The 13,409-nt window shown below is 43.4% G+C and carries 12 protein-coding genes and 1 tRNA gene; 6 read left to right on the plus strand and 7 right to left on the minus strand.

Annotation, left to right across the window (positions count from 1 at the left end; genetic code table 11):
- Positions 1–74: 74 nt before the first annotated feature.
- Positions 75–527, plus strand: coding sequence for a pantetheine-phosphate adenylyltransferase (coaD, locus tag PJIAN_RS13170; RefSeq protein ID WP_068705818.1), 453 nt, complete (start codon positions 75–77; stop codon positions 525–527).
- 13 nt (positions 528–540) lie between these two features.
- Here the strand turns inward: coaD and PJIAN_RS13175 are convergent, their stop codons facing one another.
- The 7 genes from PJIAN_RS13175 to PJIAN_RS13205 all read right to left on the minus strand — a co-directional run bounded on the left by PJIAN_RS13175 (position 541) and on the right by PJIAN_RS13205 (position 5,615).
- On the minus strand, positions 541–741 hold the full coding sequence (locus tag PJIAN_RS13175) for a Sec-independent protein translocase subunit TatA/TatB (RefSeq protein WP_068705819.1): 201 nt from the start codon (positions 739–741) through the stop codon (positions 541–543).
- A 166-nt stretch (positions 742–907) separates the two neighbouring features.
- Positions 908–1,825: a homoserine O-acetyltransferase MetA gene (metA, locus tag PJIAN_RS13180; RefSeq protein ID WP_068705820.1), complete on the minus strand. Its 918-nt coding sequence runs from the start codon at positions 1,823–1,825 to the stop codon at positions 908–910.
- Between the two features lie 99 nt (positions 1,826–1,924).
- A complete protein-coding gene (murI, locus tag PJIAN_RS13185) occupies positions 1,925–2,770 on the minus strand; it encodes a glutamate racemase (RefSeq protein WP_068705824.1) in 846 nt (281 codons plus the stop codon).
- A gap of 58 nt (positions 2,771–2,828) precedes the next feature.
- On the minus strand, positions 2,829–4,490 hold the full coding sequence (locus PJIAN_RS13190; RefSeq protein ID WP_068705826.1) for a dipeptidase: 1,662 nt from the start codon (positions 4,488–4,490) through the stop codon (positions 2,829–2,831).
- Between the two features lie 7 nt (positions 4,491–4,497).
- Entirely contained in the window at positions 4,498–5,103 is a 606-nt protein-coding gene (locus PJIAN_RS13195; RefSeq protein WP_068705828.1) for a riboflavin synthase, read from the minus strand.
- Positions 5,104–5,258: 155 nt separating this feature from the next.
- Positions 5,259–5,516 carry a 30S ribosomal protein S20 gene (gene rpsT / locus PJIAN_RS13200; RefSeq protein WP_068705830.1) on the minus strand — a complete coding sequence of 86 codons (258 nt, stop codon included), beginning with the start codon at positions 5,514–5,516 and terminating at the stop codon, positions 5,259–5,261.
- 27 nt (positions 5,517–5,543) lie between these two features.
- Positions 5,544–5,615, minus strand: a tRNA-Glu gene (locus tag PJIAN_RS13205).
- A gap of 333 nt (positions 5,616–5,948) precedes the next feature.
- Here PJIAN_RS13205 and lon point away from each other — a divergent pair.
- From lon to PJIAN_RS13230, 5 genes are all read left to right on the plus strand, one after another.
- Entirely contained in the window at positions 5,949–8,366 is a 2,418-nt protein-coding gene (lon, locus tag PJIAN_RS13210; protein WP_068705832.1) for an endopeptidase La, read from the plus strand.
- A 146-nt stretch (positions 8,367–8,512) separates the two neighbouring features.
- Positions 8,513–9,802 carry a phosphopyruvate hydratase gene (eno, locus tag PJIAN_RS13215; RefSeq protein WP_068705834.1) on the plus strand — a complete coding sequence of 430 codons (1,290 nt, stop codon included), beginning with the start codon at positions 8,513–8,515 and terminating at the stop codon, positions 9,800–9,802.
- A 92-nt stretch (positions 9,803–9,894) separates the two neighbouring features.
- The gene (locus tag PJIAN_RS13220; RefSeq protein WP_068705836.1) at positions 9,895–11,397 is read left to right on the plus strand and encodes a TlpA family protein disulfide reductase; all 1,503 of its coding nucleotides are present in this window, start codon (positions 9,895–9,897) and stop codon (positions 11,395–11,397) included.
- 181 nt (positions 11,398–11,578) lie between these two features.
- Positions 11,579–12,202 (plus strand): DedA family protein, encoded by a 624-nt coding sequence (locus PJIAN_RS13225; RefSeq protein WP_068705838.1) that lies wholly within the window; start codon positions 11,579–11,581, stop codon positions 12,200–12,202.
- Positions 12,203–12,252: 50 nt separating this feature from the next.
- Complete coding sequence (locus PJIAN_RS13230; RefSeq protein ID WP_068705840.1) at positions 12,253–13,305, plus strand: glycosyltransferase family 4 protein; 1,053 nt, start codon at positions 12,253–12,255, stop codon at positions 13,303–13,305.
- Positions 13,306–13,409: the final 104 nt, after the last annotated feature.

The following is a 13,409-nucleotide window of genomic DNA, read 5'->3' on the forward strand; positions in this document are numbered from 1 at the left end:
AAAGACACTAAAATGATAAAATAATTTGATTTGTGTCTTTGTGCCTTTGTGTTTGAATCCAAATTGGAGATTGTATGAAACGTGCCATTTTTCCCGGAACATTCGACCCATTCACTATCGGTCATTACGACATTGTGAAACGCGGATTAAATCTTTTCGATGAGATTATTATCGGTGTGGGTGTAAATCAGGCAAAGAAGACTTTCTTTACCGTTGAAAAGCGAGTGGAAATAATCAGGATGGCATTTAAGAACGAACCTCGCATCAAGGTGCAGGAATATAACACATTGACCGTCGATTTCGCCAAAGAAGTGGATGCCCAGTTTATTTTGCGGGGATTGCGCTCGGTAAGCGACTTTGAATACGAACGTACCATCGCTGATGCCAACAAACATCTGGAAGGTATTGATACTGTTATTCTCAACACCGATCCGGCCTATTCGTTTATCTCATCAACAGTGGTACGCGATTTGCTGGCTTACGGGAAAGACATTTCTGCCTTTTTACCTCCCGATACCAGTTTATAAGTTTATCGGGAAATTACTTTGTGGTTTCGTCCTTCACCTCATCCACACTTTTTTTCACTTCTTCTTCAACGTCCTTCATACCGGATTTGAAGCTTTTCACTCCTTTGCCAAGGCCGTGCATCAATTCAGGAATTTTCTTCCCGCCAAACAACAGCAACACAATCAACGCAATAATGAGCAAATGCTCGTAGCTAAGAAATAATAAAGTAGTCATATAAATATTTACGATTAAATCATTTACGATTTACAATTGAGCCTGTTTGCTCAGTTGCCTGACAGTATTTTAACCCCATCACACAACTCTACAAAGTTAATACATTTATCGGGTTTGAATAGTTGCAACCTGCAAATATTTTCCATCCAAAACAGGTCGTTTCCGATTAATGAATATCCTGAGCGTTGAAAGGCGTGGCCTGATACACAAAGTAGTTCAGCCAATTGGAAAACAGCAAATTAGCATGACCTCTCCAACGCACCAGCGGTGCTTTTTTCGGATCGTTATCCCGGTAATAATTTTGAGGCACTTCAATAGATGCCCCTTTGGCAATATCGCGCTTATATTCCTGATCGAGAGTATTTGGAGCATATTCAGAATGGCCGGTGATAAAGAACTCGCGACCATTGCGCGCCATCACCATATATACGCCTGCCTCTTCCGACTCAGACAGAATGGTAAGATCCGGGCACTTCTCAATATCTTCACGTTTAATTTCGGTATGACGGCTGTGAGGGGCATAAAACACATCATCAAAACCTCTAAAAATTGAATTCAGAGGATCGTTCAATGTATGTTCGAATACACCGAATTTTTTCTGATCCAATTGATATTTGGGAATATCGTAAAAATGGTACAAACCCGCCTGAGCCGCCCAACAAATGTAAAAGGTCGATGTCACATGCGTACGGGCCCAATCAAATATTTTAGTGATTTCAGGCCAATAACTTACATCTTCATACTCAAACTGCTCTACAGGCGCTCCCGTAATAATCATCCCATCATACTTCTGATCCTTAATCTTATCGAAGTTCTTATAAAAGGCAATCATGTGCTCGATGGGCGTATTCTTGGAAGTATGCCCTTTGATCTTGATAAAATCGATCTCGATCTGAAGCGGCGAGTTCGACAGCAAACGAATCAAATCGGTTTCCGTCGTTATTTTGAGAGGCATCAGGTTAAGAATGGCAATCTTCAAAGGACGAATATCCTGCATGGAGGCCTGAAGTGAATCCATCACGAAGATATTCTCACGCTTCAACTGCTCAATGGCAGGCAACTTATCAGGAATATTTACAGGCATTTTTCTATTTACAATTTATCCCGATAGCTATCGGGGTTACAATTTACGTTTGAAAGCGGCTCACCTTCTCTCCACCTCACTTTATCACTTTCTCACTTTCTATAACTGTATCTGTCGGGCATTGATGTTCTCGGCCATGAAAACAGATGCCGAAGCAGCAAATTTCTCTTCAGCCTCCGTTGTAAGAAAACGGCATTTCCCACCCTGCGAACATTTTTGCTCCATTTCGGGATGGCGGCTCAGATAGTCGGCAAGACTATCGGCCACTATGTCACCCTGAATAACCAATGCTACATGCTTGGGCAGGTATTTCTGAATTTTATTCACCAGTAACGGATAATGCGTACAACCCAAAATCAGGGTATCTATTGCCGGATCGACCGAAAAGAGATGATCCAGATTTTTCTTTACAAAATAGTCAGCTCCGTCCGAGTCATACTCTCCGTTTTCAACCAGCGGCACCCACATAGGACACGCTTCACCAGTCACCACAATATCGGGAAACAGCTTGGCTATTTCAAGCGGATAGGATTGCGATTGAATAGTACCAGTCGTGCCTACCAGACCAACATGACGTGTTTCTGTCAGACTACCGATAGCTTCAACCGTAGGGCGGATAACACCAAGAACACGCCTGTTTGGAGCCAAACCGGGAAGATCGCGTTGCTGAATGGAGCGCAAAGCCTTTGCCGAGGCTGTATTGCAAGCCAGAATAACCAGATGGCAATCCAGTTCAAACAGCTTTTTCACACACTCCAATGTATAATGATAGACTACCTCAAACGAACGTGTTCCGTAAGGAGTACGGGCATTATCGCCGAGATAGAGATAATCGTATTGAGGCAAGCGTTGACGGATGGCATTCAAAATAGTCAACCCTCCGTACCCCGAATCGAAAACCCCGATCGGACCTATTCCTTTATGAGATAATTCTGTCTGAGACATTTTTTAGCTTCAAGATTCTCTCTGCTCACTGTGTACTGAATACTGGAGACTGAGAACTTTATTTTCTCTGATCCAGTTCTTCTTTGCTTTTCACTCTGAATTTATCCGGTTCCGGGTCAACAATCTGGTGTTTGTATGCATCAGGATAACCAACTCTGTTGATTTTGGAAGGAATACCAAATTCGTTTTGCTCGAATTTGCCATCTTTTTCAATCTTGATATTTCCATCCATATATTTCACCATCATGTATTCTCCCAGTTCTTTCCAGGATGCAGTGACAGCCTCAGCCTGTTTATTGCTAAAATCGGTAAGGTAAGCTCTGGCAGCAACCGGATCTTTGGCATACATTTCGAGAGCTGTTTTATCAATAGCAGGCACACTATCCGAGAATTGTTTTTCCCATTTTGTCTGCAACTTGCGGATATCTTCAATCATGTACGAATATTTGGTGTATGCCATGTTCGATACCCAGTTGAAAATCCAGAACGAAGATGTCCAGGAAAATTTCAGCAAACTACCGTTATGTTCGTCAAAGCACAGAGGTACTTTGGTGATTCCGCAATACATCGGCACATATTCCGAACATGCAGCATCGTCAACTCCGAACCAAAAAATTCCGCCCACAGGGTCAGGCATCCAGTGACGCATTTGTGCAATAAACGAGAATCCGGTCTGATAAGTTGCTGTCGGACGTTCGTGTACATACTCTTTGCCATCGAGTTTCCATGTCAACGGGCTACAACGCATAGGCGATCCGTAAGGGCCGGCCCCTACTCCTTTTGTAATATCCAGTTCGGTGCCTTCATAACGATCTCGCATGGCAAAAATCAGATCTTTCAATTCTACTTTTTTCGTCGGTTTTATCCACAATGGCATCCGTTCTTTGGTTTCACCTTTCACATACGAAAGATATTTGTCCATTGCCGGATCCATTTTGCGGAAGAACGACCACACGCGGGCTTCGCAGGCACGCAAGGCTACATAATCGAGCGGTGCGTATGTATCAGAAAAGCTGAATTCCGTATTATTACCATTGAAATAACCCTTTTCCCGTGCAAAAGAAATCACATCGGGAGAGAACAAACACTCATCCGGTTTGTCGAGAGGAAAAGTTGTAATACGAGCCTGATTGGCATGAGCACTCACGCAATCGTCGGGAATACGACGGGCAACCCAAACGGCACCTTTGCCCTTCGGTCCTTTGCCAACCATCTCCATAATCCATATCTCTTCCGGGTCTGCAATCGAAAACGATTCTCCTTCGCTTGCATAACCATATTCTTCAACCAGCGAAGTCATTACCTTAATCGCTTCACGAGCCGTTTTTGCACGTTGCAAAGCAGTATATATCAAGGTTCCGTAATCCATTACCGAAGTGGTATCTACCAATTCTTCCCTACCGCCAAAAGTAGTTTCACCGATAGCCACCTGATATTCGTTCATATTGCCCACCACAGAATAGGTATGAGCAACTTGTTTGATTTTGCCCATATATTTACCGGTATCCCAATCGTGCACATCCACCATTTCACCGGGCGCATGGTCGGCAGCCGGCCGAAACGCCAGTGCTCCGAACAAGAAATAGGAGTCGGCTGCATAAGAAATAAAGGTAGAACCTGTAGTAGAAGCATTCTTGCCCACTAAAAAGTTGGTGCAGGCATACGAAAAACCGAACAAAGTTTCGGCTATCAAAAAGAGGGAGATAAAAATCTTCTTCATAAAATCATCAATGGTTTATATTCATCATACGACTCAGGTATTTTCCGATAATATCGAATTCGATATTAACAACCGAACCTTCCACGATTTGGTCGAAGTTGGTATGTTCGCGTGTAAAAGGGATAATAGCAACAGAAAAACCGTCGGTCTTCGAGTTGACCACCGTAAGGCTTACTCCATTCACACATACCGAGCCTTTTTCAACAGTAACATAACCCTGAGCTGCCATTTCGGGAGCCACCGAATATGAAAATGTGTAGTACCAGCTACCATTATTTTCCTGAACCGATGTACAAACGGCTGTTTGATCTACATGTCCCTGCACAATATGTCCGTCCAGACGACCATTCATAATCATGCTGCGTTCAAGATTCACCTTACTGCCAATCGTCAGCAAACCCAGATTTGATTTATCCAGCGTTTCTTTAATGGCAGTGACAGTATACACATCACCGGCAATATCCACAACAGTGAGACAGACACCATTATGTGCAACACTTTGATCAATCTTTAATTCACCTGTAAATGAGCAGCGTAATGAAATATGCAGATTATCCTGATCTTTTTGCAGGCCAACTACAGTCGCGGCTTCTTCTATAATACCTGAAAACATAAATTATTCTTCAAATTATACAATTAATATCCTGACTTCATTCATTTTTAAGGAATGCAAATGTACAAAAATTGCAGTTCACGAGCAACTTAATAAAAACAAACCCCCCGCCACAAAAGTGACAGGGGGCATATAGGACTTTAATTAAAAAGCGATTACTTCGACAACTTATTCACATGCTTTGCCAATTTCGATTTCAAATTGCTGGCTTTGTTTTTGTGAATCATGTTGCGTTTTGCCAATTTATCCAACATTGCAGCCACCTGAGGCAACAATGAAGCAGCCGCATCAGCTTCTTTCGTAGCACGCAAAGTTCTTACGGCGTTGCGAGCAGTTTTAGCATAATAACGGTTGTGCAAACGATTTTTTTGCGTTTGACGTATTCTTTTGACAGATGATTTGTGGTTTGCCATAGTTATGTTTCAAAAAGTATATCTTAGTAGCCCATAGGGGAATCGAACCCCTCTTTCCAGAATGAAAATCTGGCGTCCTAACCGATAGACGAATGGGCCATGTGTCTCTCACAAAAGCGGTGCAAAGGTAAGGGACTTATTTCAATCTTCCAAATATCCTGAGCATTTTTTTCGCATTTTTCTTCACTTTTTTTGTAACAAACTCATTATCAACACTGAATTTCATCACTTTTTTCACCTCTCCAATTTGGCACATTTTGGCACAGCTATTGTAACAAACGGCAGTCATTGTTTTGTAATATTATTTATACTATATTTGGATGGGATTTTCCAATTGGAAACCAACGAATTAATATAAATAATTACAAAGAAAAAATTTTATCGACCCAGACAAGGCTGCTGCCAAACTGACAACGCAACTAACATTTTGACATGGATATTATCATCAACAACCTTCAGGAAGAACTTTCTGACGAGCAACCGGGGTATCTCTCGATCGTAGCGGACAGCAATGATTTACCGGCCATCAATATAAAACCGGACGAATTAGTTCCTGTTTTACCCTTACGAAACACTGTAATGTTTCCAAACATTGTAATGCCGATTGCCGTAAGCCGCAATAAATCGTTACGCCTTATCCGGGAAGTGTATCAAAAAAACGGGATACTAGCAGCTGCCACACAAAAAGACGCAAAGGTTGAAGACCCTGCAACCAATGATATCCAGCAAATAGGTACGATTGCCCGCATCGTACGTATTCTTGAAATGCCGGATAACAGCACGACAGTTCTTCTTCAGGGCATACAACGCTTCGAATTAAAAGAAATAGTGACATCAACTCCTTACCATCAGGGATTGGTAACACTCTTGGAGGATAAAGTGCCTTCGGAAGACAATCGTGTATTCAATGCTCTGATTGAAGCTATCAAAGAACTGGCAATAAAAATTATCCAGAATTCGGGAATGATTCCACCCGAAACCTCTTTTGCTATCCGCAATATTGACAGCTCTGAACAGCTCGTCAACTTCATTGCCGGTAATTTTGCTTTGAAAGTTGCCGAAAAACAGCGCTTACTTGAAATTGAAGACCTTGAAGAAAGAGGCTATCAGTTGCTTGAAATCCTGAACAAAGAGTCGCAATTACTTGAAATAAAAGCTTCCATACAATCCAAAGCTCGCGAAGATATTGACCAGCAACAGCGCGAATACTTCCTACAACAACAGATGAAAACCATTCAGGACGAATTGGGTGGCGGCATCAACGAGCAACAAATCAAAACAATGCGTGAAAAAGCGCAGGAAAAGAAATGGGGCAAGGAAGTTGCCGAAGCATTCAATTCTGAACTGGAAAAGCTGGAACGTATGCATCCGCATTCTCCGGAGTATCCAACCCAGATGAACTATGTGGAAACCATGCTGGCATTGCCATGGAACGAGTATTCTAAAGATAATTTTGACCTGAAACGGGCACAAAAAATACTTGATCGCGACCATTTCGGATTGGAGAAAGTAAAAGAACGCATTATCGAACATTTGGCTGTATTGCGACTGAAAGGTGATATGAAGTCTCCAATCATCTGCCTGTACGGCCCTCCGGGTGTCGGAAAAACGTCTTTGGGCAAATCCATTGCCGAATCGCTGAACCGTAAATACATACGAATTGCGTTAGGTGGTTTGCATGACGAGGCCGAAATTCGCGGACACCGTCGTACCTACATCGGTGCAATGCCGGGACGTATCATTCAAAACCTGAAAAAAGCAGGCACGGCAAACCCCGTCATGGTACTGGACGAAATTGACAAAGTGAATGCCGACTTCAAAGGCGATCCATCATCTGCCCTGCTTGAAGTGCTTGACCCGGAACAAAACTCAACTTTCCACGATAACTATCTTGATATTGATTTCGACCTGTCGAAGGTGCTGTTTATTGCCACTGCAAACACCACTCAAACAATCTCACAGCCCCTACTCGACCGCATGGAGATGATTGATGTAAGTGGTTACATTACAGAAGACAAAATAGAAATTGCACATCGACACCTGGTTCCGCGTCAACGCGACAATCACGGTATAAAGAAAGATCAGATCACAATTCCGAAGGTAACGCTTAAACACATTATCGAATCGTATACACGTGAATCGGGAGTACGTGATCTGGAACGCAAAATTGCCAAAATCATGCGTCAGGTTGCGAAAAAGATCGGTACAGAAGAACCGTACGATCTCATCGTTCAACCGGATGCACTGAAAGAATATTTGGGCACCCCACCTTTCAGTCGAGACATTTACGAAGGCAACGACTATGTGGGCGTAGTTACAGGCTTGGCATGGACATCGGTAGGTGGAGAAATCCTCTTTATCGAAACCAGCTTAAGCAAATCGAAAGCACCCGCTTTGACGCTCACCGGCAACCTAGGAAATGTAATGAAAGAGTCTGCCATCCTTGGCCTGGAATACATCAAATCGCATGCCGCACAAATCGGCATCGACGAGAGCAAATTCGAAGAAATGAGCGTCCATGTTCACGTTCCGGAAGGCGCCATCCCTAAAGACGGTCCTTCGGCTGGTATTACCATGGTAACGGCTTTGGCTTCGGCATTTACGCAACGGAAAGTCAAAAAAGCGTTGGCCATGACCGGCGAAATGACCCTGAGAGGCAAAGTATTACCCGTTGGCGGAATCAAGGAAAAAATTCTTGCCGCCAAACGTGCCAACATAAAGGAACTTATTCTTTGTGAAGACAACCGGAAAGATATTGAAGAAATCAAACCGGCTTATCTGAAAGGGCTCACCTTCCATTATGTAACCGACATCAAAGAAGTTCTTGACATTGCTCTTTTGAAGAAATAATGAAGAAACGGCGTTTATAATCAAAACTCTTTGATTTCGCTTTTTCGTAACGTATCTTTGTACAAACATCCACGCAGGTTGTATCTCAGCGCATGAGGTTCGCCTCATGGATGTTTTTTGTTTATAAATATATAAATCAATTAATTATGTCGACTATAAAAAAAGTTCATGCACGGCAAATTTTAGATTCGAGAGGGAATCCGACCGTGGAAGTGGAAGTAACAACCAATGAAGGTTTTGTAGGGCGTGCAGCTGTTCCATCGGGTGCATCGACCGGTGTTCACGAAGCTGTAGAATTGCGTGACGGTGACAAATCAAAATATCTGGGCAAAGGTGTTTTGAAAGCCGTGAATAATGTAAATTCAGTTATCGCTCCGGCACTCGAAGGTCATTCGGTACTCGATCAGCGAGGCATCGACAATGCAATGCTGGTACTAGACGGCACTGAAAACAAAGGCAAGCTTGGTGCAAATGCCATTCTTGGCGTTTCGCTGGCAGCCGCACATGCAGGAGCTGCCGTTACCAAACAACCACTTTTCCGCTACGTAGGAGGTGTTAATGCAAACACATTGCCTATCCCAATGATGAACATCCTTAACGGAGGTTCTCATGCCGATAACTCTATCGACTTTCAGGAATTTATGATTATGCCGGTAGGTGCCAGCCGTTTCAGCGAAGCACTCCGCATGGGTTCCGAAGTATTCCACCATTTGAAAGACGTATTGAAAAAACAGGGATATTCTACCAACGTGGGCGATGAAGGCGGGTTTGCCCCCAATCTGAAATCGAACGAAGAAGCTGTTACCGTCATCCTGCAGGCCATCGAAAAAGCCGGTTACCGTCCGGGTGAAGATATCTGCATCGGGCTCGACCCGGCTTCTTCCGAATACTACATTCCGGAAGAAAAAGTGTACCATCTGCATAAATCGTCGGGCGAAAAGCTAACTCCTGCTCAAATGGTAGCTTACTGGAAAGAATGGACATCAAAATATCCGATTATTTCTATCGAAGACGGAATGGCCGAGGATGACTGGGACGGTTGGAAACTGCTGACCGACACCATCGGCGATCATGTTCAGTTAGTAGGCGACGACCTTTTCGTGACCAATGTAAAACGTTTGCAAATGGGTATTGATCGAAAAGTCGGCAATTCCATTCTGATCAAGGTAAATCAGATCGGTTCGTTGTCAGAAACCATCGACTCGGTGAATTTGGCACAAATCAACGGGATGACCACTATCATGAGTCACCGTTCGGGAGAAACCGAAGACAGCACTATTGCCGATTTGGCCGTTGCACTGAACACCGGACTGATCAAAACTGGTTCGGCATCGCGTAGTGACCGGATCGCAAAATATAACCAATTGCTCCGTATTGAAGAGGCTTTGGGCGACCAGGCCATCTACTGGGGTAAAAGTTATAAATATGCCAGGTAGTTTTTAAGTTTAATTTTCACCTTTCGAATATCGGGGTTTCTTCACAAAGTTTCCCCGATATTTTTTTATTTTTGCTCAAAATTTAATTGGCAATGAAGCACAACAAACTCTTTTCCATAATTCTTCTAATCAGCTGTCTTTCTGTTACCGCATACTCTAAAAGTGGTTATGAGATTAAAATCAAAGTCTCCGGTCTGAAAGACTCTACCGTAGTTTTGGCACACTATTTTGCGAAAGAATCTCTCACTTTCATAAAAGACGACTCTACCAAACTGAACAAGAAAGGAGAAGCTGTCTTTGCAAATACCAAACCGTTGACCGGAGGAATGTACATAGTCATTCTCCCGCAAAAGAAATACTTCGACCTCTTTATTGGCAACAACCAGCAATTCAGCGTGGAAGCTGACACCGCAGATCTGGTTCGGAGCGTTAAATTCAAAGACTCGGAAGAAAACACTTTATTCTACAACTATCGCAATCTGATTACCGGCAAAACCAAGGAGATGAAGCATCTTAACGAACAGTTTGCCAGCGCTAATAAGGCTCAGAAAGACTCCATTACCAAAGCACGTACCACTCTCAACACTGAGGTTAAAAGCTATATCCGTCAATCAATAGATCAACACAAAGGAACCTTTTTCGCCACATGGCTACAGGCTTTACAGGAAATAGATATTCCTCCATTGCCGCGGGATGCCAAAGACAATGTGACCGACCCGAATTTTCAGTACAAATACTGGCACCAACATTTCTTCGACAATTTTGATCTGTCGGACATCAGACTCCTGCACACGCCTTTCTACGAACGCAAAGTCATTGACTATCTTGACAAAGCTGCCATACAGCACCCGGATTCTATTCAAAAAGAGACTGATCGGCTAATGACAATGATCGGAACAAATGAAGAAGTTCGTCGTTACCTACTGGGCACTATCTACAACCATTTGGCAGAAAAGGCAAATCAATATGTAGGTATGGACAGTCCGTTTGTATATTTTGCCGAGAAATACTATCTACCGCAAGCAACGTGGGCCGATCAAAAATTCAGAGACAACCTGCAAAAAGACATTACCAAAATCAAGCCCAATCTGATTGGAAAAGAAGCCCCGAATTTGCCGCTTGCCGAAATTCCGGCGGAGCATTTTATAACTTCAAAAACAGATACGGTTGCCCGCAAAAGCCTTCAAATAGGGCGAATGATGAAGTTACAAGATGTCAGGGCTAAATTCACCGTCCTTGTATTCTGGGAAGTCGATTGCGGCCATTGTCAGAAAGAGATGCCCTTGCTCTACGACTCCATCTACCCCATTATCAAAAATAAAGATGTAAAGATTGTTGCTATCCATATGCTTACCGGAGCAGATGCTAAAGCAAAATGGGTAGACTTTGTAAACGACCACAAACTCTACGATTGGATCAATGCAACTCCGCTCGAGTATACTTACAAAGACACCTACAACATCATCTCCACTCCCACCGTATACCTGTTGGACGAAAACAAGCGCATTCTATCCAAACGCATTGGCATCAAACAACTGCCAGAGGTAATTGAGAATGAGATAAAAAGGCAACAAGCCCAACAATCATCTCATTAAAAACAAAAAACATCATATTCATTTTCAAGTCTATAATACCGACAAAATTCATTACTGCTCTTCATAAAACTCTTAGCAATATCCTCTTCAAATCGTAATAACTTTGCAATAGTTCCACTCTAATTTTGCATGTGTAAAAAGGCAATCAACGCTTCGGCGGGTTGCTTAAAACAAACAACACATGCCCGACGATTTAGTCTTTTATATCAGTCAATACGGCTATCTGGCCATTTTCCTTTTCATCTTCCTGCAAGAGATCGGGGCTCCCACCCCTCTGCCCAACGAACTTATTCTTATCTTTTCCGGCTATCTGGCTTTTACCGGGATTCTGAAATTGCTTCCGCTGGTTCTTACAGTGGCTGGTGCCGATTTGCTGGCAGCTACCACTCTCTACGTAATTTTCAACCTTTTCGGAACTTTCTTGCTTAGTGCAAAAGCACGATGGATTCCTATTTCTCAGCAAAGCATTCACAAACAATCGCAAAAAATAGCCCGCCTTGGATTTAAGGGGATCGTCATCGGACGGTTATCTCCCTTTATCCGGGGCTATGTGGCTGTTATCTGTGGCCTGCTGCACATCAACCCGAAAAAATACGGAATCACTATCATAGCGACCTCGGTCATCTGGAGCTCATTCTACATTGGTGCAGGTTATCTTTTGGGACCGTACTGGAAACATATCGATATGCATCTCGAAGAATTCAAATACATGCTAATGGCAATACCTGCCGGAATTTTCCTTTGGATTGTTACCCGGTATGTAGTCGGCATACTATACAAGAAACACGCACCAAACACATTATAACGAAGCACGTCCGCATAGTTACATATAACAACCAATTCAAAATAGTTAAAATGAAAGTACACGTAGTATCCGAAACCGCCTACATGATTAAGGGCAATGGAGTACACACCGCATTTGTAGATCATGTGGAACTCCTCAAGGCAAATCAGGATCTTGAAACCGTAGTAAACAATGAAGAGAGAGGCGATGTGATGCACAGCCACACATACGGTCCCTTCTATTTCTGGAAAGGTCTCCGATACAAACATAAAAGAGTATTCACGGCTCACGTTATCCCCGATTCAATCAAAGGTTCGCTGCCTGCATGGAAACTGTGGATGCCTTTTGTAAAGTGGTATTTCAAACAGGTCTATTCGTATGCCGATGTCTGCATTGCCATTTCGCCGCGAGTGGAAGAAGCTATCCTTGAAAGCGGAGCCAAGACTAAAATAGAACGGGTATACAACCCGATTCCCGTTGACCGGTGGAAATGCTCTCCCGAAAAACGCCGTCAGGGGCGTGAGATATTGGGGATCAAAGAGGACGAATTTGTTGTTTTGGGCGTGGGACAGCTGCAAGCCCGTAAAGGGGTGGAAGACTTTATGGATGTGGCTGCCTCCATTCCGGAAGCACGCTTTGTGTGGGCAGGCGGTCGTCCTTTCGGCCCGATGACAGAAGGCATCACTCGTATAGACACCCGCATTGCCGAAAGCGAAGGCTCCAACATACAGTTTACCGGCATGTTAGATTTAGACAAAATGCCACTTATTTACGCTGCCGCCGACCTGATGCTCTTTCCGTCGTATCAGGAAAATTGCCCGTTGGCACCCATTGAAGGAGCTGCCTGCGGACTACCGGTAGTTTTCCGCGACCTTGCAGAATACACTACGCTTTACGAACGCCCGTACCTGAAAGCCTCGACCACCGACGAATTTATCCGACTGACTCGCGAAATGATGTCGGATTCCAAAAAATTAGAGGAAGGGAAATCCATTTCGCAGGCACTAATACGGCAATTCGACAAGCATGAAATACGCGAAAAGCTGTTGAATATTTACCAATACCTCTACGAAAGCGACCTGCAACGAGCTGCATCAAAATTTCCTTCATTCCAGACAACCTGATTTTTCTATCTCTTTTCCGGAAGCGGATACTCATTCGGGTATCCGCTTTTTTGCCTTATTTCAACATCATATTGTTTATAATAAACAGATTACCGTTATTTTGG

Source organism: Paludibacter jiangxiensis, assembly GCF_001618385.1.
In the GTDB taxonomy this organism is placed as follows: domain Bacteria; phylum Bacteroidota; class Bacteroidia; order Bacteroidales; family Paludibacteraceae; genus Microbacter; species Microbacter jiangxiensis.